The sequence below is a fragment of the Rhodopseudomonas pentothenatexigens genome (genome assembly GCF_900218015.1).
In the GTDB taxonomy this organism is placed as follows: Bacteria; Pseudomonadota; Alphaproteobacteria; order Rhizobiales; family Xanthobacteraceae; genus Rhodopseudomonas; species Rhodopseudomonas pentothenatexigens.
This window is the reverse complement of record NZ_UFQQ01000022.1, coordinates 61,771-84,590: the sequence shown is the minus strand read 5'-3', so window position 1 is coordinate 84,590 and position 22,820 is coordinate 61,771. Positions and strand designations below refer to the sequence as shown.

Sequence of the window (22,820 nt, the reverse complement as noted above, 5' to 3'; positions counted from 1 at the left end):
CTCCCGGGCCACGTGGCTGCGAACCACGCAACGCAGGACGCCGCCCCTCTCCCCGCCTCAAGACGCCTCCGGAGGCGCCCCTCGATGGGAGAGGTAATGTGTATTTATTCCTATTCGATCTGCTTGTCAACGGCGATTTTTGCCGCTTGGCGGCGGGCGCATTTCCACTGCGCGTTTCGAGCCCGGTCGACGGCGGCCTGATTGAGTTGGTATCAATCCTGCGGCAAACGCTAGAAGTCTCCATGGACGTTGCGATCATACCATCACGGGAGCAGATCGATAGGATCGAACAAGCAAAGGCGCAGTTGCAGGCGCTTGGGTTCAAGGACCACGAGATGCAGCAAGTAGCCCGCGAAGGGCGGGTTAGCCGAAGGCGTAGGCCGCCGGTGACAGCGGTGTTCTCATTGAGGGAGTGGCAGATTACGCTTCGCTCATCCGCCCAACCGGCCGGGAGATCGAGGATGGAATTCGACACCGGCAAGATCGACGACGCGACGCTGGCACTGCTGTATCTGACATTGCATGACGGCACCCGCGCCTGGAAAGGCCACGACTGGAATACGTTGGACCGGCTGCACGACAAGGGCCTGATCGGAAACCCGGCCGGCAAGGCGCAGTCGGTCGTGGTTACCGACGAAGGCCTTCGGCGTGCCAAAGAGTTGTTCGAGGGAATGTTTGCGAAGAAGAAAACGTAACGCCGACGTGTGACCGTAGGGCGGGTTAGCCGAAGGCGTAACCCGCCGGGCCAACGTGGCGGTGCCTTGGCGCAAGGGCGGATTACGCTACGCTAATCCGCCCTACGGCCTGCCGAGCTAACCCGCGTTAAGGGCGACGATCCGAATTCGATTATCAGTCCATCTCCGTATTTGACCAGCGCGACCTGATCTCTTCCACTTTATTAGTGCCTCTCCATTCGTCTATCATTATCCAGTTTAGATAGTGAGTAAGATTCGGCGTCTTTAAAGCGATTTTTTCAAAATCGGTGACGATACCTGTAAGAAACATTCCAAGCGTATAGTCGCCCCAATCGAAGGTTTCGATAGAGCCATCAAGGTTATGTAAGATGCATCCCTTGCCGAGAACACTGATGCTCTTGACGAGATAACGACGTTTATTGTGTCGTTTGTAGCCAGGGCTCTTTGTGCTGAACGAGCTGAAACTTTCCTCGACCGGGTATTGCCTACTAAGTTTATCGAATTGATCGGCTATCGAATGCAATGACCTTTCATCCGCAAAAGCAAAGATATTCAGAGCAGGTGGGCAGCCGGTAACCAATTCGTTGTTTGAAAGATTCGATCGTCGTTTAAGGTCGTGCACAGTCTTTAGATTCTCAAAGGCGTCCGCGAGAGTCTTTGACGTTAAAGTCGTTTTAATTTCAACGACCTCAAACACCCCTTCGATTGGGAGAATTTGATTCTCGTTCTCGTCAACGAACAGGGCAGGACATTGAAACGCGTCGTAAATGATTAAGTCGGCGTGTCGACTCATCTTTCCATCTGAGTTTGCGACTTTGCCTTTGCCAATTCCGAATCGTCTTGGGAGAAACCATTTAAGAAGATCCCGGAGGGCCTGCTCATTTCCCAGGCCCTTTTCTAAATTGTGTTGAATCAATTCGGCTTGATGCTTCTTTGCCTCAAGCATTCTATGCAACTGTTTCGAAATTGATCTCGCTAAGGATGAACGATCGTCGGAGTTCATCTACTTACTGTCCTCCAGCGAGTAGCCCGAGTGAGCGCAGCGATACGCGGGGTTGAACGAACGCAGGAGCCCCGGGTATCGCTTCGCTCACCCCGGGCTACGCTTGCTAGCGTTGCTTAGACAACTTGATCACTTCATCCAGCCATTGGACAACGGGAAGAAGCCATTTACGGTTGTCGTTCATGCCTACATACAGCTTAAGATAGGGAATAATTCTCTCCAAGTATCTAATGTATCTTGATTGATTGCGAGACAAATTGTTCTGTATGGTCTTAGCAAGCTCAATCACATGCCGTATGTTGACCTTTATAAAGTTCTCCAACGAGCGCCAGACGCCCAAAGTTGCCGTCTTTCTAGTCTCGATCTCCCCGCTGCTCCGTTCCAGTCGTTCAAGTGCGGCCAAAACCTCATTACTCGCTACCCCCGATGCTTGTCGAGTTTCCGTAGCGATATTGGCGAGAAGGTCGTGTTGTTTCGTAAGTTCGTCCTGATCTGGTTCGTACTGAGACGCGTCAGATTCGAACTCTCTCCAAACTGGGAACTGCCTTAGCACGCGTTCTTGTGACAGAAGTAGAGCTGATACTTCCGCAATTGCGAAGCTTGGAAGCTCGTCTGCCATCTGGAGCAGATAGGCGCGAAGTTTGCTGGAATAAAGGTCAACCTTAATTGGCGAAAAGTCAGTCTCGATTAACGCTCCAATGTAATCGGTTAGAGCAGTTAAGAAGCGGCGGTCAGCATTTGTAAGTTCTAAGCGTTTAGCTATCGCAGAAGCTTCGCTGGTCAAGATTGCGAGGGCTTCAGAGGCGTTAGCAGGTTTTTCAATCGGAGGGGGTGGAGCGAGGTCGATGGTGTCGTTGTCAACTTCAAATAGGTAGGGCGCGTCGAGCTGCTCAAGTTGGCTCCCAATCACGAGTTCATAAATCTTGTCTCTCGCGTTCGGGTCGCTCTTCGTCAAAACGTTGGTCAGTAGATGAATTTTCTCAGATAGTGGGGTGAGTGATCGTCTTAGGTTGGCAAGGTTGGTGTCTATGTTTGTATAGCGAACAAAGTGTCTTCTGCTGTCTAGAAAGAATTCAGTCGCTCGGATTTTACTCTGGTATATCTCAGAAATGGTCTTGATGGCTTCGTTGCATCTGTTCGAAATATGGATTCGATATCTAACGTTCGGGTCGTATGCGTCGTAGTATTGGCGAGTGGCGTCGTTCTTTTCATTCTGTCCGGCTCGCGGGTTGCTCAGGAGCGATCGTCTAGCGAGATAGAGATGGTGGTCTGCCAAGAATGAAATTTCGACGAGATCATCGACGAGATTCATCGCAAATATTCGAATAATCGGATCGTGGACGTCATCAAAAGCTGCCATCTTATGCTCTTCGCGCCGGTTCGGTGTAGTATTCGCTAACATTCATTTCAGATGGATGCCCGGGTCGAGCCCGGGCATGACGTTTGTGGTGTGGTGAGCCCGCTGCCTTACGACAGCGCCTTGTTGCTCTCTTTCACCTTCTCCGCGTCGAGATACACGCTCGATCCCATCTCCTTGAACTTGGCGCTCATCTGCGCCATGCCGTCTTCGATGGTGCCGCTGATGGTCATGCCGGCGTGGCCGACCGGGTAGAGGGCGGCTTTTTCGTTGTCGCCGAGGCCGGCGGCGTAGTCGCGGACGTCCTGGGTGATCTTCATCGAGCAGAATTTTGGGCCGCACATCGAGCAGAAATGCGCGACCTTGTGGGCGTCCTTCGGCAGGGTCTCGTCGTGGAAGGCTTGCGCCGTATCCGGATCGAGGCCGAGGTTGAACTGGTCCTGCCAGCGGAATTCGAAGCGGGCGCGGCTCAATGCGTCGTCGCGGAGCTGCGCGGCGGGGTGGCCCTTGGCGAGGTCGGCGGCGTGGGCGGCGATCTTGTAGGTGATCACGCCGGTCTTGACGTCGTTGCGGTCGGGCAGGCCGAGGTGCTCCTTCGGCGTGACGTAGCACAGCATCGCGCAGCCGAACCAGCCGATCATCGCGGCGCCGATGCCGCTGGTGATGTGATCATAGCCCGGCGCGATGTCGGTGGTCAGCGGGCCCAAGGTGTAGAACGGCGCCTCGCCGCACTCCTTGAGCTGCTTGTCCATGTTGATCTTGATCTTGTGCATCGGCACGTGGCCGGGGCCTTCGATCATCACCTGGCAGCCCTTGTCCCAGGCGATCTTGGTGAGTTCGCCGAGCGTCTCCAGTTCGGCGAACTGGGCGCGGTCGTTGGCGTCCGCGATCGAGCCCGGCCGCAGGCCGTCGCCGAGCGAGAACGACACGTCGTATTTCCGCATCAGATCGCAGATCTCGTCGAAATGCGTGTAGAGGAAGCTCTCCTTGTGATGCGCCAGGCACCACTTCGCCATGATCGAGCCGCCGCGCGACACGATGCCGGTGACTCGGCTGGCGGTGAGGTGGATGTATTGCAGCCGCACGCCGGCGTGGATGGTGAAGTAATCGACGCCCTGTTCGGCCTGCTCGATCAGCGTGTCCTTGTACAGCTCCCAGGTCAGCTTGACCGGATCGCCTTCGCACTTCTCCAGCGCCTGATAGATCGGCACGGTGCCGATCGGGACCGGCGAATTGCGCAAAATCCATTCCCGGGTGGTGTGGATGTTGCGCCCCGTGGAGAGGTCCATCACGGTGTCGGCTCCCCAGCGGATCGCCCACACCATCTTGTCGACTTCCTCCTCGACCGACGAGGTCACCGCCGAGTTGCCGATATTGGCGTTGATCTTGGTGAGGAAGTTGCGGCCGATGATCATCGGCTCGAGTTCGCCGTGATTGATATTGGCCGGGATGATCGCGCGGCCGCGGGCGATCTCGTCGCGGACGAATTCCGGGGTGATGAACGCCGGCACTGCGGCGCCGAACGATTCACCGTCCGCCAGCGCCGCTTCGGCGCGTTCGAGCTGCTGCTTGCGCCCCAAATTCTCGCGCTCGGCGACGTAGATCATCTCCTTGGTGATGATGCCGCGCTTGGCGAATTCGTACTGCGTGATCGGCGCATCACTGAGGCCGCGCAGCGGCTGGTGATGTGCGGTGAAGGCTTTCGCCGCATGCGCGGCGCCGACATTGCCGTTGTCTTCCGGCTTGATGTCGCGGCCTTCGTACTGCTCGACGCCGCCGCGCTCCTTGACCCATTCGGTGCGGGGACGTGGCAGGCCCTTGTTGACGTCGATGACCACGTTCGGATCGGTGTAGGGGCCGGAGGTGTCGTACACCGGCAGGTTCGGCTCGGAGGCAGCCTCGCTCAGGATGATCTCGCGCAGCGGCACGCGCAGTTCCGGCGCGGCGGTCGGGTTCGCGTAGATCTTCTTGGAGGAGGGCAGGGCGCCGGTGGTGACGGCCGCGCGGGTGGTCTCGGGATTGGAGCGGATATTCATGCCATCCTCCTTGTTATCGGTTGTTATTCGGGCCGCTTGGTTCGGTCGTGTTGTCGGTCGGAGTGGTGAGGGCACGTTGCGTGTCGCCCTCACCCCGACCCTCTCCCGCACGCGGGAGAGGGGGAATTAGCGCTTCGGTCGCGGCGGCGCCTCACGCACGGCCTGCTCCCTCTCCCGCTTGCGGGAGAGGGCTGGGGTGAGGGCGCCGCGCGTCGCAGCGGTCATCACGCCTTCTCGGCGACGAAATCGAGCCAGGCGCGGACGCGGGCGTCTGGATCGGGGTTCTGCGTCACGTCGCTGACCACCGCGATCGAGTCGGCGCCGGCGGCGAAGATCTCTTCGGCCTGCTCCAGCTTGATGCCGCCGATCGCGACCAGCGGGATGTTGCCGACGCGCTTCTTCCATTCGGTGATCTTCGGAACGCCCTGCGGGGCAAACCGCATCGATTTCAGCGTGGTCGGGAAGATCGGGCCGAGCGCGATGTAGTCCGGCTTCGCGGCCAGCGCGGTTTCGAGTTCGGCGTCGTCGTGGGTGGAGAGGCCGAGCGTCAGCCCGGCGCTCTTGATCTCGGCGAGGTCGGCCTCGGCGAGGTCTTCCTGGCCGAGATGCAGATGCTGGGCGCCGGCGACGATCGCGGCGCGCCAGTAGTCGTTGATGATCAGCTTGGTGGGCGTGTCCTTCACCGCCGCGAGCGCGTCGGTGACGAGCTGCAGCGCGGCGCCGTCGTCGAGGTCCTTGGCGCGGAGCTGCACGGTGCCGACGCCGAGCGCGGCGAGGCGTTTGACCCACGCGATGCTGTCGACGACGGGATAGAAACGGTCAGGATACGGCATGCCAGAACGGGGTCCCGATCACAGGGGTGGAGGGCGAAGCGAAATCGCGGGCGCCCATCAGCCCCGCTTCGTAACCAGTGCGGCCGGCTTCGACCGCGAGCTTGAAGCCGCGCGCCATCGCCACCGGGTCTTCGGCCTTGGCGATCGCGGTGTTGAGCAACACGGCGTCGTAGCCGAGCTCCATCGCTTCGGCGGCGTGGCTCGGCGCGCCGAGGCCGGCATCGACCACCAGCGTGATGTCGGGCAGGCGGTCGCGCAGCAGCTTCAGCGCGTCGCGACTGACGATGCCGCGCGCGCTGCCGATCGGCGCCGCCCACGGCATGATCACCCGGCATCCGGCATCGACCAGCCGCATCGCCACCGACAGATCCTCGGTGCAATAGGGAAACACCTCGAAGCCATCCTTGATCAGGATTGAAGCTGCTTCGACCAGGCCGACCACGTCCGGCTGCAGCGTGTCGTTATCGGCGATCACCTCTAACTTGATCCAGCTCGTCCCGAACAATTCGCGCGCCAGCTTGGCGGTGGTCACCGCATCGCGCACGCCGCGGCAGCCGGCGGTGTTCGGCAGCACGGTGACGCCGAGTTCGCGGATCAGCGACCAGAACTGATCGCCGGCCTTGCCGCCCGCGGTCTCGCGCCGCAGCGACACCGTGACGATCTCGGCGCCGGACTCGCGGATCGAGTCCTGCATGATCGAAGGCGACGGATACAGCGCGCTGCCGATCAGCAGCCGGGAGCCGAATTCGCGGTCGTAGAATTTCACCATGACGCATCTCCAGTGCCGCGGCGCGCTCCCTCTCCCCGCGTGCGGGGAGAGGGCTGGGGTGAGGGGGCGGTTCGGCGAGTTCGAGCCTCTCGGCTGCGCGGAGGCGCCCCCTCACCCGAACGCTTCGCTGCGCTCAGCATTCGACCTCTCCCCGCGCGCGGGGAGAGGTGAGTAGCAGCGCTGCGACTCGCGGCCCCCCACCCCCGACCCCTCCCCGCAAGGGGGAGGGGAGCGGAGGCGCTGCGGCGCGTAGCGTGTATCACCGCCATCCTCATCCCCACCACAGTCGTCATCCCCGCGAAGGCGGGGATCCAGTATTGCAGGGCGGTGGTGATAGATCGCAGCCGCTCTGGGATACTGGGTCGCCCGGACGAGCCGGGCGATGACGGCGGGGTGTGGGGCAGGCGCGGTGCATCACTCCGATTGAAGGACGGTGATGTCCGGGGCGCGGCCATCCTCATCCCCCCTGCCGCGGGGTCAGGATCTCGATTTCGTCGCCGGCGGCGACCGGCGTCTCGTCCCATTTGCCGCGGGGGACGACGTCGTAGTTGAGCGCGACGGCGAAGTGGCCGCCGGTGCAGTCGAGCTCGGCCATCAGCGCCGCGACGCTGGCGGACTGGATCTCGCGCTGTTCGCCGTTGATGGTCACAAGCATCGCATCACCTGATTGTCGATCTCGCCGCGCTCGACATAGGCCACCACTTTCTCGGCCAGCGACGGCGCCATCAGGAAGCCGTGACGATACAGGCCGTTGGTGGCGACGCGGCGGTTGCCGATGGCGATCCGCGGCAGGTTGTCGGGGAAGGCGGGACGCAGCCCGGCGCCGAGTTCGACGATGTGGGCTTCGCCGAACGCCGGATGCACCGCGTAAGCCGCGCTCAGCAGTTCCAGCGCCGAGCGCACCATCACCAATTCGTCTTCGCTTTCGACGGTGGTGGCGCCGAGCATGAAGTGATTGTTCTGGCGCGGGATGACGTAGAGCGGCCAGCGCGGGTGCATCAGCCGCACCGGGCGCGACAGCTGTACCTCGGCGGTCTTGATCACCACCATCTCGCCCTTGACGCCGCGCAGCTCCGGCGCCTTGTCGCGGGCCGCGAGGCCGCGGCAGTCGATCACCAGGCCGTCGAGATCTTCCGGCGTCATTTCCGATTCGAAATGGATCGAGCCGCCGGCCTCGATCAGCCGCTCGTGCAGCCGCGCCAGCACCAGCCGCGGCTCGACATGGCCTTCGTCGGGGAAGAACAGGCCTTCGCGGAACCGGCCGGCCAGCGCCGGTTCCAGCTCGGCGATGCCGTCGGCGTCGACGCGGCGGTGGCCGGTGGTCATCTTGGCGAAGCGCTCGAAATCGGCGCGGTCGCGCGGATGCGCCACCACCAGCGAGCCGTTGAACACCGCGTCCGGGAATTCCTTGCGCCACATCTCCAGCGAGCGCATGCCGATCTGGCTGACCATCGGCTCGGCGCCCTCGGCCTCGCAATACGGCGCAAGCATGCCGCCGGCCCAATGGCTGGTGGCCTGTGTCATCTCGTTGTCGCCGCGCTCGTACAGACTGACCTTGCGGCCGGCGCGCGCCAGCAGCAGTGCCTGCCAAGCCCCGGCGATGCCGGCGCCGATCACCGACACCGGTGCATCCTTGCGCAGGTCCGGCTTCTCGCTGCGCAGCGCCGCGGCGGTCAACGCCGAAGCAGCCGAAGCCGAGGCAACTGAAGCCGAGGCAACTGAAGCCGAGGCAACTGAAGCCGAGGCAACTGAAGCCGAGGCAACTGAAGCCGAAGCGACGGAAGCCGAAGCGACGGAAGCCGAAGCGACGGAAGCCGAAGCGACGGAAGCAAACGCGGAAAGATTGGCGGATTCGGCCCCGCCACGGCCTTCAAGTCTCTGATGCATCCCTGTCCCTTCGCCGGCATGACCCGGATCAGGTTCAAAGGGTCACCGCGGTCTCTGTGCCTCGCGATCGAAGCGGCGAGCGTGCGGTATCTCAGCTCCTCGTCGGAGCCCCCCTCGGAACGGGCTCAATGTAGGCGGATGAATCCCGCTGTCAACGTGCCTTTGGTGCAGGGCTGCGCGCCGCCCGTCCCGCCGCGGAATTGGAACGATGCGCCGTGCAGCGGCCGCCACGCGGCGCTGCGATCCGGCTATTGCCGCGGCAGGGTGATGCGGGCGACCAGGCCGTTCGGCGTGCGGTTGTGCAGCGACAGCTCGCCGCGATGGCCGCGGGCGATGGCGCGGGCGATCGACAGGCCGAGGCCGAACGAGGAACTGTCGTCCATGTTGCGGGCGTCGTCGCCGCGCACGAACGGCTGCAGCACGCTGTCCTTGTCGGCGTCGGCGATGCCGGGGCCGTCGTCCTCGACCTCGATGGTGACCCTATCCTGCGTCAGTGCCAGCCGGATCGTCACCTCGGTGCCGAACCGCACCGCGTTCTCGACCAGGTTGGTGACGGCGCGATGCAGATCGCCCGGCCGCGCCATTGCCATCGCGTGCTCCGGGCCCTGATAGCTGACTTTGGCGCCGACGTCGGCGAACTGATCGGCGATCAGTTGCATCGCGCTGGCGAGATCGATCAGCGTCGGCGCGTCGCGGGTGGCGCCGTCGCGCAGAAAGGTCAGCACCGCGGTCAGCATCGCGCCCATCTGGTCGAGGTCGTGCAGCGTCTGGGTGCGCTGGTGCTCGTCCTCGATGAACTCGGCGCGCAGCCGCATCCGGGTGATCGGGGTGCGCAGATCGTGGCTGATCGCCGCCAGCATCCTGGTGCGATCCTCGATCAGCGTGGTGATGCGCCCGCGCATCCGGTTCAGCGCCCGCGCCAGCGAGCGGATCTCCGCCGGTCCGCGCTCCGGCAGCGGCGCGTCCGAACTGTCCAGGCTGAAATTCTCCGCCGCCGCGGCGAAGCTCGACAGCGGCGCCGCCAGCGTGCGCGCCGCCCACAGCCCGAGCAGCGCCAGGCTGACCACACCGATCAGCAGCGAGGCCATCCACGGATTGCCCCATGGCGGCGGCCGGCGCCGCTCCGGCGGCATCCGCGCGCCGATCGCGGCGCCGTCCGGCAGTGTGATCACCACCTTGCCGTCGCCGAGTGCGGTGACCCGGTAGCTCGGGCCGAGCCGCCAGCCCAGTTCGGCGATCTCGTGCGGCGGCCATTGCGATCCGGCGGCATCGGCGGGGGGCGACGCGGCGGTGGTGATCTCGAGCCGCGGGAAGGCGGCGGCGATGGTCGCGATCAGTTGCGGCCGATCCGCGGCGGCGCTGCGCCCGATCAGTTGCGTCAGCGCGTGCAACTGCTGCGGCTCGGCCAGCGAGGGCATCGGCCGGTCCGGCCGGTTGACGAAGAACACCACCGCGATGATCAGGTGGCTGGCGATGATCGACGCCAGCACCAGGATGGCGATCTGGCCGCGTATACCCTCCAGTCCGAGGCCGAATTTGAGCGCCGCCAGCCGCCTGCGCACGCTCATGTCGCCTCGACCACCGGGGTGAAGACGTAGCCGCCGGCCCGCACCGTCTTGATCAGCGTCGCCTCGCGCGGATCGGGCTCGATCTTGCGCCGGATTCGGCTGATCAGCACGTCGATCGAGCGCTCGAAGGCGCCGACGCTGCGGCCGTGGGTGAGGTCGAGCAGGGCCTCGCGCGACAGCACCCGTCCGGCGCGCTCGCACAGCGCCTGCAGCAGGTCGAACTCGGCGCTGGTCATCGCCACCAGCGCGCCCTCGGGATTGCGCAATTCGCGCCGCCGGCAGTCCATCCGCCAGCCGAGAAAGCCGAGCGTGGTGGCGCCGGGCACGGCGCTGGCGGTGACCGCGGTGGCCTGCCGGCGCAGCACCGAGCGGATCCGCGCCAGCAGCTCACGCGGATTGAATGGTTTCGGCAGGTAATCGTCGGCGCCCATCTCCAGGCCGAGGATGCGGTCGACGTCGTCGCCGCGGGCCGTCAGCATGATGATCGGCAGTTGCGAGGTCGCGCGGATCTTGCGGCACAGGCTGAGGCCGTCCTCGCCCGGCAGCATCACGTCGAGCACCACGAGATCGACGCGATGGTCGGCGATCCAGCGCTCCATATCGCGGCCGTCCGCGGCGGTGGCGACGTTGCAGTTGTTGCTGCGCAGATACTTCGCGATCAGCGCGCGGGTTTCGCGATCGTCCTCGACCACGAGAATGGATGGCGGTGTGCTGCTCATGCCGGGGGTTCTGCGATGTTTCGAGGCGGCCTGCCGAAGAATCTTGTTTCAGTTTGTTTCTACGCGCCAGTCCGCAAAATCCCGCAACCAACCGGGCAGGGCGCCGGAATATCTCGTTAATTGATTAACCATAGCGTCGGTCGTGATCAAAGCCTGGAGTTTCTCATGACCTCCATTTCCTCCGCCGCCTCGACCGGCAGCTACCTGTCACCGCTCCAGATGCTCCAGAAGGAGCTCGCCTCCGAAGTCTCCGCCGGCGCCGTCAGTTCGTCCGACGCGGACGCGCTGTCGACGGCGCTGCAAGACATCGATACGGCGCTGCAGAGCGATCGTGCCGGCGGCAGCGCCGGCTCGAAGCCGAGTGACATGAAGTCGAAGATCGACGATCTGATCGCGACCGAAGTCTCCAACGGCACCCTGACCACCGACCAGGCCGGCGAACTGCAGAGCCTGTTCCAAAGCGCCTTCGCCGGCGGCGCGGCCGGCGGCGCCGGTGGACCGCCGCCGCCACCGCCACCCGACGATTCCTCCGGTTCGGTGTCCTCGGTCTCGTCGAGCGGCTCCTCGTCGTCGAGCTCCGACGTCAGCGAGGTGCTGAAGGAGTTCCTGAAGCTGCTGCAGGAGCAGCAATCATCGTCGAGCGCGAGCAGCTACGGCGCGAGCGGCAGCGCGACCAGTTCCTCCTCGTTCTCGGCGCTGCTGATCAACTACCAAGTCTGAACTCCACCAACTGGATCTACCCGACTGTGTGACGCCGTCGGTTCGAGCGCACCTCTTCCGTCCCGGAGGAGGTGCGCTTCTTCGTTGGAGTCGCCGAGGTGACGCGCGTCGTTGCGACGCACCTTGGAGTGATTGCGGCTCGCTACGGGAACCCGGATACAAGGGAACTCCGTGGCCGCGAACTAATCGTGCGGATGCCGGGAAGCGGCGAAAAAAAGTTCGATTGCGGGAACGCAGTGTGGTGTCCGCGGTTTTGTAGGCACCATTCACAAGCAAGGAGGGCTTCCCATGAAGGCCAACACGATGATCGCCGGTCTGCTCGGCACCACGCTGCTCGCGACCGCCGCCTATGCGCAGAATCCGGCGCCGGCCAACAACGCCAACACGATGTCGAAGTCGACCACCGCGGCGAGCTCGGATGCGTCGCAGCAGAACATGGGGCAGTGGCGCGCGTCGAAGATGATGGGCCTCGACGTCTACAACCAGGGCAACGAGAAGCTCGGTGACATCAACGAGATCCTGCTCGACAACCAGGGCCGTATCCAGGCGGTGGTGATCGGCGTCGGCGGCTTCCTCGGCGTCGGCGAGCGCGACGTCGCCGTGGCGTTCGACAAGCTGCAGTTCGTCAACACCCCGGTGTCGTCGAATACCGCGATGAACAAGACCACGCCGACCGGCTCGGCCACCTCGACCACGTCGCCGGCCGGCACCACCACCGGCGCCGCCACCTCGACCGGTGCCGCCAGCTCCACCACCACGACTGCGAACAACGCCGATCGCTGGTATCCGGACCACGCCGTGTTCAACGCCACCAAGGATCAGCTGCAGTCGATGCCGGAGTTCAAGTACTCCAAGTAAGCGACTCGGGTCCATGAACGCGGGCGCCGCCGGTTTTGCCGGCGGTGCCCGTGCGCGTTGACATGAAGGGGACGCCAGCCGGTCAGCGCGGCTGCGGCTGCGGCAGCTCCGGCGGCTTCAGACGCGTGATCTTGACCTCGAGAATGCCGTTGGCCTCGGCGGTGATCCGCAGCATGTTGGAGTCGAACACCAGATCCGACAGCCGCAGGCTGGAGATTTCCGAGGAAATCCGCATTCCATCCTCGTTGCGCTGATAGTTGGCGATCATGCTGCCGACCCGGCGCTGGATGTTGGTGGATTCCGGCTTGAGGTCGATGACCGCCTTTTCGGCGATCGCCTTCTCCAGATACGGCACTGCGGCGCGGGCGGTGTCGCCGAGCAGCCCGAACGCGGCTTCGGATTCGACCGCGAGCTGGATGTCCGACAGCCGCAGCGTCTGCTCTTCCTGATCGAGCGTCGGCCGGCCCCAGACATGCAGCGTCGCCTCGGTGCCGAAGCCGAACAGGCTGCGGTTCTCCTTGGCGTCCACCAGCAGCGAGATCAGCAGCCGGTCGCCGCTGGCGGCGAGCTTGGCGCGCTTCACCGTGATCGCGGCGCGGCTGTCGCCCTCCGGAAAGGTCTTGCCGACGAACTGCGCTTCGAGGATGCGGTCGAGCTCCTTGAACGGGATGTCGATCGGCACCGCGACTTTGACGCCGGCGGTGTCCGGCGCGACCATCTGCAGCGCCGGCGGGAACGGGCATTGCGGCTTGGTCGGGCCGGCGGTGATCCTCGTGTCGGCGACGATGCCGAGCGTCAGCGTCGCCGCCGCCGCGTCGACCTGCGGCTGCGCTGCCAGCGCCCGGGTCGGGCGGATCTCCAGGAAAAAGCCGTTCGGCACGCCGGCGCCCTGCAGCGGCACCGAGCGGCACAGCCGGTCCCATTCCCGCCGCGCGCTGCGTTCCAGCGCACCGTCGTCGCGGATGTGGCGTTCGAGTTTGCCGAGCTGCTCGGCGATCGCCTTGTCGATCACCGGCTTGACCTGCTGTGGCACGTCGATGCGGACGCCGCCGACCGAAACGCCGGAATCCGACAGCGCCACTTCGGCGTCGAGATGCGGGTCGACGTGCCAGTTCGGCAGCACCTCCGGGCGGGCGCTGATCGCGATCGTGCCTTTGAGTTCGCCATTGGCGTTGAACGACTTGATGTTGACGCCGATCTGCTTGGCGACCTTGCTGCCGAGCAGCCGGCCGAGCGTGTCGTCGACCTTGGATTGGGTGCTCGCCGACAACGATCCCTTGGCGTTCACCGTACCGGTCAGCGGCGCGGTGATGGTGAGCTGATCGCGGACGCCGCGCACCGCGACCGCGCCGCGGGTGGCGGTCCAGCGGATGTCGGCGTTCTGCACGTATTGCGACAGCGGGTTATCGGCCTTGCCGGAGAAGCTGCGCGGCGCCACCGCGTCGACCAGATCGCGGATGGTGCCGAGCGGCACCGACACCGGCACCACCACGGTCGACTGCCGGATCGGCGGCAACGGCGGCAGCGCCTGCAGGCTCGGCGGCGAGATGGCGCGCGGCGCCATCCAGTCGAACGCCTTCAGCGTGACGGTGAACGAGATCGCGACGATCGCGAGTGCTACCAATCCAAACTTGACGAAACGCATCGATACCCCGGGGCGGAACGGCCGGACAATACAGGCCGGCGCCTGGGTGCGCCAGCCGCGGAACAGGCGGCTACCATGCCGCCGTGGAAGGCCCGCAAAACCGCCGCAATGCCGCCGGCAACGGCGCCGCGGATGCGGCGACGTGTTGCCGAAGATTACAGCCGGATCGGCCCGTCGGGCTCGCAGCGCAGTGCGCTACAGCGCTGTGCCCACGGATTGGACACCAATCCGTGCTGATCCGTCGTTCGACCGCCAGGCACTGGTCCGGTTCCTGGTAGAACCGGCAGGGGCCGCCGCCCGGAGGTCGCGATCGCGACGAAGCGGTGCGCACAGCGAACGGCCGCGATCAAGGGAACCGTTAGTCCCGCCGCGCTGACGATGAGCGGACGACACCCGTGACGAGCCGCGCTGGCCGCCTGACGCAGCGACGCGCGGCCTCGGTCCAGGCCGCGCGTTTCGAATAAACTAATTGATTACCAGGGCTGTAATTCAGCCGCGGCGTCCGTTGCCGGCATCGGCGGCGCGGCGGCTGTCCGGCAGCACGATCACCTTGGCGCCGACGCTGACCCGGGCATACAGATCCTTGACGTCCTCATTGGTCAACCGGATGCAGCCGGACGAGACGTGGGTGCCGATCGTCGACGGGGCGTTGGTGCCGTGGATGCGATACACCGTGCCGCCGAGATACATCGCGCGGGCGCCGAGCGGATTGCCGGGGCCGCCGGCCATGTGGCGCGGCAAATACGGCTGGCGGGCGATCATTTCCGGCGGCGGAGTCCAGTCCGGCCATTCGGCCTTTCGGGTCACTGATTTGACGCCAGACCAGGTGAAGCCGTCGCGACCGACCCCGATACCGTAGCGGACCGCGCGACCGCCGCCCAGCACGTAGTACAGATGGGTGTTCGGGGTGTCGACGATGATGGTGCCGGGCGCCTCGCGGGTCTGATAGGCGACGATCTGCCGCTTCAGCCGGGCCGGGAGTTCGGCGGTGGTGCTGTCCTCGTCGTCCTGCGGTGCAGCCTGCACCTGCGGGGCGGCCTGTTCGACCGGGGCGTAAGCCAGCGGCTGCATCGCCGCCGGCTGCGGCAGGAACGGCAGAAACGGGAAGGGCAGCGGCTGCGCGGCATTCGCGGGTGCGGCAAGCGCAACGGTCCCGATCGCGACGATGGCGACCGCGGCGGCACGGCTGGTACGCGGAAAACGGATCATCGTTGGTCCCCCTGTGGGTGCTCTGTTCGTTCGCCTCGGCGCCTTTGGCGGCGCCTTGTTGGCGTTACCAGTACTCCAGCATCCGTTTCCGGACGTTTTCGCCGACCGGCGGATTTGGTTTCGTCGCGGTAGGGAATTGTTTCACTTGACGCCCGGGACGACGCGTCCGGCGGCGAGCCGGGCCGTTTGATCAGGCGCAATTGAGAATGGCCGCCTGCCCGATAAGCCAAGGCCCCCGCGCGGTGCGGGCAAGGGTCGGGGGAGTTTGACGACATGGCGACAGTGAAGTTTTTCGGCAACGAGGCGGTGCCGCTCGAGATGCACAAGGTGCGGATCGTGCAGAAACTCAACCTCCCGCCGGTCGAGCGCCGCCTGGAGAAGATCACCGAGGCCGGCAACAACACCTTCCTGCTGAAGAACGACGACGTCTTCCTCGACATGCTGACGGATTCCGGCGTCAACGCGATGAGCGACCGCCAGCAGGCCGCGATGCTGACCGCCGACGACAGCTACGCCGGCAGCGCCACCTACACCCGGCTGGAAGACAAGCTGCGCGAGATCTTCGGCATGCACTACTTCCTGCCGACCCATCAGGGCCGCGCCTGCGAGCACATCCTCGCCAAGGTGTTCGTCTCGCCCGGCAAGGTGGTGCCGATGAACTATCACTTCACCACCACCAAGGCGCACATCGTGCTGCAGGGTGGCACGGTTGAGGAGCTGGTGACCGACGCCGGCCTCGAAGTGACCAGCGCCAATCCGTTCAAGGGCAACATGGACATCGCCAAGCTGCGGGCGGTGATCGACAAGGTCGGCGCCGCCAATGTCGGCTTCGTCCGGATGGAGAGCGGCACCAACCTGATCGGCGGTCAGCCGGTGTCGCTGCAGAATCTCGCCGACGTCAGCAACGTCTGCAAGGAGCACGGCATTCCGCTGGTGCTCGACGCCAGCCTGCTCGCCGACAATCTGTACTTCAACAAGACCCGCGAGGATCACTGCAAGGCGCTGTCGATCCGCGAGATCACCCGCCGCACCGCCGATCTGTGCGACATCATCTACTTCTCGGCGCGCAAGCTCGGCTGCGCCCGCGGCGGCGGCATCTGCATCCGCGACCGCGCCCTGTACGAGAAGATGCGGCCGCTGGTGCCGCTGTACGAAGGCTTCCTCACCTATGGCGGCATGTCGGTGCGCGAGATGGAAGCGCTCACCGTCGGCCTCGACGAGACCATGGACGAGGAGATGATCAACCAGGGGCCGCAGTTCATCGCCTATATGGTCGAGCAGCTGGTCGAGCGCGGCGTTCCGGTGATCACCCCGGCCGGCGGCCTCGGTTGCCACGTCGACGCCAAGCGCTTCGTCGACCACATCCCGCAGTCGCAATATCCGGCCGGCGCGCTGGCCGCGGCGCTGTACGTCGCCTCCGGGATCCGCGGCATGGAGCGCGGCACGCTGTCCGAACAGCGCGAGCCGGACGGCAGCGAAATCTACGCCAATATGGAGCTGGTGCGTCTCGCCATGCCGCGCCGGGTGTTCACGCTGTCGCAGGTCAAATACGCGGTCGACCGCATCGCCTGGCTGTACGCCAACCGCAAGCTGATCGAGGGCCTGACCTTCGTCGAGGAGCCGGAAGTGCTGCGGTTCTTCTACGGTCTGCTCAAGCCGGTGTCGGACTGGCAGAACAGGCTGGTGGCGAAATTCCGCGAGGATTTCGGCGACAGCCTGTAAGCATCGCTGTTACTCGAGTCTTGCAGCACAAATGTCGTCATGCCCGCGCTTGTCGCGGGCATCCACGTCTTGGAGACCTGTCGGCGAGCAGGGCGTGGATGGCCGGGACGATGCCCGGCCATGACGAGGGCGGCAGGCTCTTGTTCGATTCAATTCGGGACGACGCCGCGTCGTCGGAACCTGCGATTCCTGAATGCGTTGCTCACGAAGGCAACATCAGGAGGCCAGCATGGCTGCGAAGAAAGCCACCAAGAAGACCACGACGCGCGGGCGCAAGCAGGACCGGGCGCGCGTCGCCGGCGGCCAGGACTACGAAGTGCGCTACGAAGCCAAGAAGACCGGCCGCTCCGCGCCCGCAGTGAAGAAGGCCGTCAAGAAGGTCGGCAACGTGCGCAACAAGGTCGAGAAGCGGCTGGCGAAGAAGAGGTAATGCGCCGGCGGGCGGGTTGATCTCAGCTCGCAATGACTTCGCCAGGACACCGTGTTCAGGTGCAACATCCTGCGGGCGAGTTTCCATCGGGCTTGCTGGCCCGAATGAATCCGCTGAAGAACTTGTCCTGCATCTTGGGGGCGAGGGCATCGACGTCGATGCCCTTGCCGGCGAGGAATTCGCGCGCGTCCTCGATGTCGTACACGCGGGTCGGCTCGATCGAGATCTGCGCGAAGCCGGCGGCGGCCAGCCTGGCGACGTAGTCGCTCTCGTCGAGCGCGCCGGCGAGGCAGCCGACCCACAGCAGCACGTCGCGGCGCAGCGCTTCCGGAATCTCGCCGCGGGTCACCACGTCCGACACCGCGAACCGGCCGCCCGGCTTCAGCACCCGGAACGCCTCGCGCAGCACGCGATCCTTGTCGCCAGACAGGTTGATGACGCAGTTCGAGATGATCACGTCGACCGAATTGTCGGGGAGGGGGATCGCTTCGATCTCGCCCTTGAGGAATTCGACGTTGTCGAGTCCGGCCTTGCGCTGGTTGTCGCGCGCCAGCGCCAGCATCTCGTCGGTCATGTCGAGGCCGTAGGCCTTGCCGGTCGGGCCGACCCGGCGCGCCGACAGCAGCACGTCGATGCCACCGCCGGAGCCGAGGTCGAGCACGGTCTCGCCCGGCGACAATTGCGCCAGCGCGGTCGGGTTGCCGCAGCCGAGCGAGGCCAGCATCGCCTCGGCCGGCAGGCCCTGTTCCTGCGCCGCGTCGTAGAGATTGCTGGTGATCGGGCTGGCGCCGGGAGGCACCGACGATCCGCAGCACGACGCGCCGCCGCCGGTGGCGACCTTCAGCGCGGCGCCGGCGTATTTCTCGCGGACGATGTCCTTCACGTCTTGCACGTCAGTCGCGGACATAGGGGGCTCCTGCTAGTGTTCGATAATTCGATCAAACCAGAATGATCGAATAATGAGGCCTGACAAAATTAAGCGGCGGTCTTGGTTTCCTTCAGCTCGACGGTGTCGGCGCAGCATTCCGCGACCATGTAGCCCATCAGGCTGCGCATCACGTCGTAATTGGCGTGGCAGTTCAGCGTCGTCGCCTCTCGTTCCTGGCGGATCAACCCGGCAGCGATCAGCGTCCTAAGATGATGCGACAGCGTCGACGGTGCGATCTTCAGCCGTTCCTGCAGCCGGCCGACCGGCGTGCCGGCCTCGCCGGCGCGCACCAGCGCCCGGTAGATCTTGAGCCGGGTCGGATTGCCCAGCGCTTCGAACTTGGTGGCGACATCCTCAAGCTTCATGCTCACAATGATGCGCGGGATGGCGCCGCCCGTCAATCCATAATTCTAGTATCATCGAAATAATCGGCGCGGTCCGGCGTTGCATGTCGTCCATTTGGCGCGGGCGGTCCTTTCTCGGCGCTTCGGCTAAGCGCTGTGCCGCCACACCTTGACGGCCGAGATCACCAGCAGAGCCGCCAAGGACGGAAGCAGCACGGCTCCCGGGACGATGCCGAGCAGCAGGCTGCCGATCAGGCTGCCGACGATCGAACCGGCCGCCATGACCAGGACGAACGAGCGATTCTGATCCAGCACCGAGAAGCTCTGGTCCCGACTGTAGCGTGTGAAGCCGACAATCATGGTGGGCAGGCTGACCGCGAGCGACAGGCTGCCCGCCAGTTTGATATCGGCGCCGAACAGTAGCACCAGCGTCGGAATCAGCAGTTCGCCTCCGGCGACACCCAGCAGTGAAGCCACCACGCCGATTACAAACCCGGCCACGACACCCGCAATGATCTGGCTGGTGCCGTTCAGAACCGGTTGCGATCCGGCGGCGTCGTGCCCCCACAGCAGAACCAGGGCGATCACGACCAGCAGGAGGGCGATTACCCGATACAGCGAAGCCGATTTGAGGCGCGTCGCCCAGCCGGCGCCGAACCATGCCCCGATCAGGCTTCCGCCCAGCAGGTTGACCACGATGGTCCAGTGCGCCGCCAGCTCGTCGAGCGGCACCGTGCGCGTGCGGAATAACAGAGCCGTCGCGACCACGATCAGACTCATCGCCTTGTTGAGAATGACTGCCTGAAGCGCGGCGAAGCGGAAGGCGCCAATCAGCAGCGGGAGGCGAAACTCTGCGCCGCCGAGGCCGATCAGACCACCAAGCGTACCGATCAAGGCGCCGCCACCGAACGCGCCCGACAATCTGCCGATCATTCCATGCCCCCGACCAGATCGGCGCAACTAGCATGCAGGTGCGCGATTCCGGAGCCGAAATTTTGGGCGGCGGCCGGCCCTCGGTCTTGGACACCACGGCGGAGGGCGGAACGCGCGCCGCAACTCCGCGCTTGACCGTTTATGCGCATAGGCGCATAGATTATCGATGGACACCGAAGCTCTCTGTTATCTCAACGCGCTCGCCGATCCGACCCGGCTGGCGGCATTGCGGCTGCTGTGGGACGGCGAGGAGCACTGCGTCTGCGAATTGATGCGCGTGCTCGGCGCGACGCAGTCGCGGATGTCGCGGCACATGGCGGTGTTGCGCAGCGCCGGTCTGGTCACCGATCGGCGCGACGCGCAATGGGTGCGCTATCGGCGCTCTCCCAATCTGTCGCCCGAAGCGGTGGCGCTGGTCGAGGCCGCGCTCGCCTTCCGGCGCAAACGGCGCGCGAGGGCCGCATGACCACCAGCGATCTGACCGGGAAACCGCGCCCGCTGACCGCCAAGCTGCTCGTCACCGTCCTGCTGGTGGTGCTGTGGGCCGCCGTCTATGCGGCGCTGTCGCCGGCTTCGGAATGGATCGTGCGCCAGCTTCCGCTCGATCCGGCCGGCGGTTCGGCGCGGGCGCTGGCGTTCTTCATCTATGACACTCCCAAGGTGCTGATGCTGCTGACGCTGATCGTGTTCGCGATGGGCATGGTGCGCAGCTTCTTCTCGCCTGAACGCACCCGCGCGCTGCTCGCCGGGCGGCGCGAAGGCGTCGGCAATGTTGCCGCGGCCGGGCTGGGCGTGCTGACGCCGTTCTGCTCGTGTTCTGCGGTGCCGCTGTTCATCGGCTTCGTCAGCGCCGGCGTGCCGCTCGGGGTGACGTTCTCGTTCCTGATCTCCGCGCCCCTGGTCAACGAGGTCGCGCTCGGGCTGCTGCTGGCGCTGCTCGGCTGGAAAGTGGCGCTGCTGTATTTGCTGTTCGGCCTCGCGGTCGCGATCGTCGCCGGCATGGTGATCGGCCGGCTGCATCTCGAAGGCTGGCTGGAGGATTGGGTGCGGGCGCTGCGCACCGACGCGGCGCCGCTCGCAGCCGAACGCCTCAGCGTGTCGGACCGGATCGACGCCGGGGTCGAGGCGGTGCGCGACATCGTCGGGCGGGTGTGGCCGTGGATCATTGCCGGCATCGCGATCGGCGCCGGCATTCACGGCTGGGTGCCGCAGGGGCTGCTCGCCGGGATCATGGGACGCGAGGCGTGGTGGTCGGTGCCGGCCGCGGTGGCGATCGGCATTCCGATGTACTCCAACGCCGCCGGGATCGTCCCGGTCGTCGAGGCGCTGCTCGGCAAGGGCGCCGCGCTCGGCACCACGCTGGCGTTCATGATGAGCGTCACCGCGCTGTCGGCGCCGGAACTGATCATCCTGCGCAAGGTGCTCAACGTCCGGCTGATCGCCGTGTTCGTCGCCGTCGTCGGCCTCGGCATCCTGGCGGTCGGCTATCTGTTCAATTTCCTGTTCGGCTGAAGGAGAAGGTCATGAAGGACGTCAAGGTGCTGGGTTCGGGCTGCAAGCGTTGCATCGAAACCGCCGCTCTGGTGCAGGGCGAGGCGGACCGTCTCGGCGTGCCGATCCGGCTGGAGAAGGTCACCGACTACGCTGAGATCGCCAAATTCGGCATCGCCTCGACGCCGGGCGTGGTGGTGGACGGCAAGGTGGTGCATGCCGGCGGGCTTCCGAAGGCCGAGAGCATCGCGGCCTGGCTGTCGAGCTGACGGGCCTCCGCGAGAGGACTTGACTGGTCCTTATAATTCCATTATTCTTGAAATATGGAATCAACAGCAGCCCTCGATGCTCTGTCGGCCCTGTCGCAGGAAACCCGCCTCGCGGTGTTCCGGCTGCTGGTCCGGCGCGAGCCGGACGGCGTCGCCGCCGGCGACCTCGCCAAAGCGGTGGGAGTGCCGGCCAACACCATGTCGGTGCATCTCGGCGTGCTGAGCCGCGCCGGCCTGGTGACCTCGGAGCGGCACAGCCGCTCGATCGTGTACCGCGCCGACCTGGCGCGGTTCCGAGCCCTGATGTTGTTCATGCTGATGGATTGCTGCGACGGCCGCAGCGACATCTGTGCTCCGCTGATTGCCGACCTGACCCCCTGTTGTCCTTCGAAAGAGACCGTCGATGTCTGATCGCATCTTCAACGTGCTGTTTCTCTGCACCGGCAACACCGCCCGCTCGATCATGGCCGAGAGCATTCTGCGCAAGGACGGCGCCGGCCGTTTCCATGCGTTCTCGGCCGGCAGCCAGCCGAAAGGCGTGGTCAATCCGTTCGCGCTGAAAGTGCTGGCGGACGGCAACTATCCGACCGAGGGGCTGCGCTCCAAGAGCTGGCAGGAGTTCGCCGCCGCCGACGCCCCGGTGATGGATTTCGTGTTCACCGTCTGCGACAACGCCGCCGGCGAGGCCTGTCCGGTGTGGCCCGGCCAGCCGATGACCGCGCATTGGGGGATCGACGATCCCGCCGCGGTCGAGGGCAGCGATCTCGACAAGGAACGCGCCTTCGTCCAGGCGTTCCGGTTCCTGAAGAACCGGATCGACGCCTTCAACGCGCTGCCGATCAAGATGCTCGACGGCGTCGCGCTCGGCACCAAGCTGCAGGAGATCGGCCTGCTCGCCGGCGTCAGCTTCGGCCGGCCGAAGGTGGCATGATGGACGTCGTCATCTATCACAATCCCGCCTGCGGCACCTCGCGCAACACCCTCGGCTTGATCCGCAACGCCGGGATCGAGCCGCACGTGATCGAGTATCTGAAGTGCCCGCCGAGCCGGTCGCTGCTCGAGCAGCTGATCGCCCGCGCCGGGCTGACGGCGCGGCAATTGCTGCGCGAAAAAGGCACGCCCTATGCCGAGCTGAAGCTCGACGATCCGACGCTGAGTGACGACGCTCTGCTGGACGCGATGATGGCGCATCCGATCCTGATCAACCGTCCGCTGGTGGTGACGCCGAAGGGCGTGCGGCTGTGCCGGCCCTCGGAGGACGTGCTCGACCTGCTGCCGCCGCAACGCGGCGAGTTTTTCAAGGAAGACGGCGAGCCGGTGATCGACGCCAGCGGCCGGCGCGTGGCGACGGTGTAGTGCTCGTTCGAGGTGGAGAGGAAGCAGGGCGCTTCCATCTCCACCCAC

The 22,820-nt window shown here is 64.9% G+C and carries 26 protein-coding genes and 1 riboswitch; of the genes, 12 read left to right on the top strand and 14 right to left on the bottom strand.

Annotation, left to right across the window (positions count from 1 at the left end; genetic code table 11):
- Positions 1–461: 461 nt before the first annotated feature.
- Positions 462–695 (top strand): DUF6429 family protein, encoded by a 234-nt coding sequence (locus DWA33_RS18975; RefSeq protein WP_114360080.1) that lies wholly within the window; start codon positions 462–464, stop codon positions 693–695.
- Positions 696–849: 154 nt separating this feature from the next.
- Here the strand turns inward: DWA33_RS18975 and DWA33_RS24950 are convergent, their stop codons facing one another.
- The 7 genes from DWA33_RS24950 to DWA33_RS18945 all read right to left on the bottom strand — a co-directional run bounded on the left by DWA33_RS24950 (position 850) and on the right by DWA33_RS18945 (position 8,355).
- The gene (locus DWA33_RS24950) at positions 850–1,698 is read right to left on the bottom strand and encodes a DUF6602 domain-containing protein (protein WP_147270256.1); all 849 of its coding nucleotides are present in this window, start codon (positions 1,696–1,698) and stop codon (positions 850–852) included.
- Positions 1,699–1,804: 106 nt separating this feature from the next.
- Positions 1,805–3,058 (bottom strand): hypothetical protein, encoded by a 1,254-nt coding sequence (locus DWA33_RS18970; protein WP_147270255.1) that lies wholly within the window; start codon positions 3,056–3,058, stop codon positions 1,805–1,807.
- A 107-nt stretch (positions 3,059–3,165) separates the two neighbouring features.
- The gene (thiC, locus tag DWA33_RS18965) at positions 3,166–5,091 is read right to left on the bottom strand and encodes a phosphomethylpyrimidine synthase ThiC (RefSeq protein ID WP_114360078.1); all 1,926 of its coding nucleotides are present in this window, start codon (positions 5,089–5,091) and stop codon (positions 3,166–3,168) included.
- 224 nt (positions 5,092–5,315) lie between these two features.
- Entirely contained in the window at positions 5,316–5,924 is a 609-nt protein-coding gene (locus DWA33_RS18960; RefSeq protein ID WP_114360077.1) for a thiamine phosphate synthase, read from the bottom strand.
- Positions 5,911–6,693, bottom strand: a complete 783-nt coding sequence (locus DWA33_RS18955; protein WP_114360076.1) for a thiazole synthase — start codon at positions 6,691–6,693, stop codon at positions 5,911–5,913. Before DWA33_RS18955 ends, DWA33_RS18960 begins: the two co-directional genes overlap by 14 nt.
- Positions 6,694–7,150: 457 nt before the next feature.
- Entirely contained in the window at positions 7,151–7,348 is a 198-nt protein-coding gene (thiS, locus tag DWA33_RS18950; protein ID WP_114360075.1) for a sulfur carrier protein ThiS, read from the bottom strand.
- On the bottom strand, positions 7,339–8,355 hold the full coding sequence (locus DWA33_RS18945; protein WP_114360085.1) for an FAD-dependent oxidoreductase: 1,017 nt from the start codon (positions 8,353–8,355) through the stop codon (positions 7,339–7,341). Before DWA33_RS18945 ends, thiS begins: the two co-directional genes overlap by 10 nt.
- Between DWA33_RS18945 and DWA33_RS25355 the strand changes: the two genes are divergently transcribed.
- Positions 8,294–8,575, top strand: a complete 282-nt coding sequence (locus DWA33_RS25355) for a hypothetical protein (protein WP_181902432.1) — start codon at positions 8,294–8,296, stop codon at positions 8,573–8,575. The two genes, DWA33_RS18945 and DWA33_RS25355, sit on opposite strands and share 62 nt — an antisense overlap.
- Positions 8,569–8,705, bottom strand: a riboswitch (TPP riboswitch). (Overlaps the previous gene by 7 nt.)
- A 123-nt stretch (positions 8,706–8,828) precedes the next feature.
- On the opposite strand, the gene DWA33_RS18935 is transcribed toward DWA33_RS25355, so the two are convergent.
- Positions 8,829–10,148 carry an ATP-binding protein gene (locus DWA33_RS18935; protein WP_114360074.1) on the bottom strand — a complete coding sequence of 440 codons (1,320 nt, stop codon included), beginning with the start codon at positions 10,146–10,148 and terminating at the stop codon, positions 8,829–8,831.
- Positions 10,145–10,867 (bottom strand): response regulator, encoded by a 723-nt coding sequence (locus tag DWA33_RS18930; protein WP_114360073.1) that lies wholly within the window; start codon positions 10,865–10,867, stop codon positions 10,145–10,147. Before DWA33_RS18930 ends, DWA33_RS18935 begins: the two co-directional genes overlap by 4 nt.
- Positions 10,868–11,032: 165 nt before the next feature.
- Between DWA33_RS18930 and DWA33_RS18925 the strand changes: the two genes are divergently transcribed.
- Positions 11,033–11,587: a hypothetical protein gene (locus DWA33_RS18925; protein ID WP_114360072.1), complete on the top strand. Its 555-nt coding sequence runs from the start codon at positions 11,033–11,035 to the stop codon at positions 11,585–11,587.
- Between the two features lie 288 nt (positions 11,588–11,875).
- Positions 11,876–12,445: a PRC-barrel domain-containing protein gene (locus DWA33_RS18920; RefSeq protein WP_114360071.1), complete on the top strand. Its 570-nt coding sequence runs from the start codon at positions 11,876–11,878 to the stop codon at positions 12,443–12,445.
- Positions 12,446–12,527: 82 nt separating this feature from the next.
- On the opposite strand, the gene DWA33_RS18915 is transcribed toward DWA33_RS18920, so the two are convergent.
- Both DWA33_RS18915 and DWA33_RS18910 read right to left on the bottom strand, forming a co-directional pair.
- Entirely contained in the window at positions 12,528–14,090 is a 1,563-nt protein-coding gene (locus DWA33_RS18915; RefSeq protein WP_114360070.1) for a DUF4403 family protein, read from the bottom strand.
- 489 nt (positions 14,091–14,579) lie between these two features.
- Positions 14,580–15,299 carry a L,D-transpeptidase gene (locus DWA33_RS18910; protein WP_114360069.1) on the bottom strand — a complete coding sequence of 240 codons (720 nt, stop codon included), beginning with the start codon at positions 15,297–15,299 and terminating at the stop codon, positions 14,580–14,582.
- A gap of 273 nt (positions 15,300–15,572) precedes the next feature.
- Between DWA33_RS18910 and DWA33_RS18905 the strand changes: the two genes are divergently transcribed.
- Positions 15,573–17,021 carry a tryptophanase gene (locus DWA33_RS18905; RefSeq protein ID WP_114360068.1) on the top strand — a complete coding sequence of 483 codons (1,449 nt, stop codon included), beginning with the start codon at positions 15,573–15,575 and terminating at the stop codon, positions 17,019–17,021.
- A 229-nt stretch (positions 17,022–17,250) separates the two neighbouring features.
- Complete coding sequence (locus DWA33_RS18900; RefSeq protein ID WP_114360067.1) at positions 17,251–17,451, top strand: DUF3606 domain-containing protein; 201 nt, start codon at positions 17,251–17,253, stop codon at positions 17,449–17,451.
- A 55-nt stretch (positions 17,452–17,506) separates the two neighbouring features.
- Here DWA33_RS18900 and DWA33_RS18895 read toward each other — a convergent pair whose 3' ends face one another.
- The 3 genes from DWA33_RS18895 to DWA33_RS18885 all read right to left on the bottom strand — a co-directional run bounded on the left by DWA33_RS18895 (position 17,507) and on the right by DWA33_RS18885 (position 19,656).
- Positions 17,507–18,358 (bottom strand): arsenite methyltransferase, encoded by an 852-nt coding sequence (locus DWA33_RS18895; protein WP_114360066.1) that lies wholly within the window; start codon positions 18,356–18,358, stop codon positions 17,507–17,509.
- A 68-nt stretch (positions 18,359–18,426) separates the two neighbouring features.
- Positions 18,427–18,744 (bottom strand): ArsR/SmtB family transcription factor, encoded by a 318-nt coding sequence (locus tag DWA33_RS18890; protein ID WP_114360084.1) that lies wholly within the window; start codon positions 18,742–18,744, stop codon positions 18,427–18,429.
- Positions 18,745–18,870: 126 nt separating this feature from the next.
- Entirely contained in the window at positions 18,871–19,656 is a 786-nt protein-coding gene (locus DWA33_RS18885) for a sulfite exporter TauE/SafE family protein (protein ID WP_114360065.1), read from the bottom strand.
- Positions 19,657–19,822: 166 nt separating this feature from the next.
- Between DWA33_RS18885 and DWA33_RS18880 the strand changes: the two genes are divergently transcribed.
- From DWA33_RS18880 to arsC, 6 genes are read left to right on the top strand one after another with little or no spacing between them, the layout of a single operon-like run.
- On the top strand, positions 19,823–20,122 hold the full coding sequence (locus tag DWA33_RS18880) for an ArsR/SmtB family transcription factor (protein WP_011159099.1): 300 nt from the start codon (positions 19,823–19,825) through the stop codon (positions 20,120–20,122).
- Positions 20,119–21,168: a permease gene (locus DWA33_RS18875; RefSeq protein ID WP_114360064.1), complete on the top strand. Its 1,050-nt coding sequence runs from the start codon at positions 20,119–20,121 to the stop codon at positions 21,166–21,168. Before DWA33_RS18880 ends, DWA33_RS18875 begins: the two co-directional genes overlap by 4 nt.
- A gap of 11 nt (positions 21,169–21,179) precedes the next feature.
- On the top strand, positions 21,180–21,416 hold the full coding sequence (locus DWA33_RS18870) for a thioredoxin family protein (protein ID WP_011159097.1): 237 nt from the start codon (positions 21,180–21,182) through the stop codon (positions 21,414–21,416).
- 54 nt (positions 21,417–21,470) lie between these two features.
- Positions 21,471–21,827, top strand: coding sequence for an ArsR/SmtB family transcription factor (locus DWA33_RS18865; protein WP_114360063.1), 357 nt, complete (start codon positions 21,471–21,473; stop codon positions 21,825–21,827).
- Positions 21,820–22,347, top strand: a complete 528-nt coding sequence (locus DWA33_RS18860) for an arsenate reductase ArsC (RefSeq protein WP_114360062.1) — start codon at positions 21,820–21,822, stop codon at positions 22,345–22,347. Before DWA33_RS18865 ends, DWA33_RS18860 begins: the two co-directional genes overlap by 8 nt.
- Complete coding sequence (gene arsC, locus DWA33_RS18855; protein WP_114360061.1) at positions 22,347–22,772, top strand: arsenate reductase (glutaredoxin); 426 nt, start codon at positions 22,347–22,349, stop codon at positions 22,770–22,772. The genes DWA33_RS18860 and arsC overlap by 1 nt, the downstream gene beginning before the upstream one ends.
- Positions 22,773–22,820: the final 48 nt, after the last annotated feature.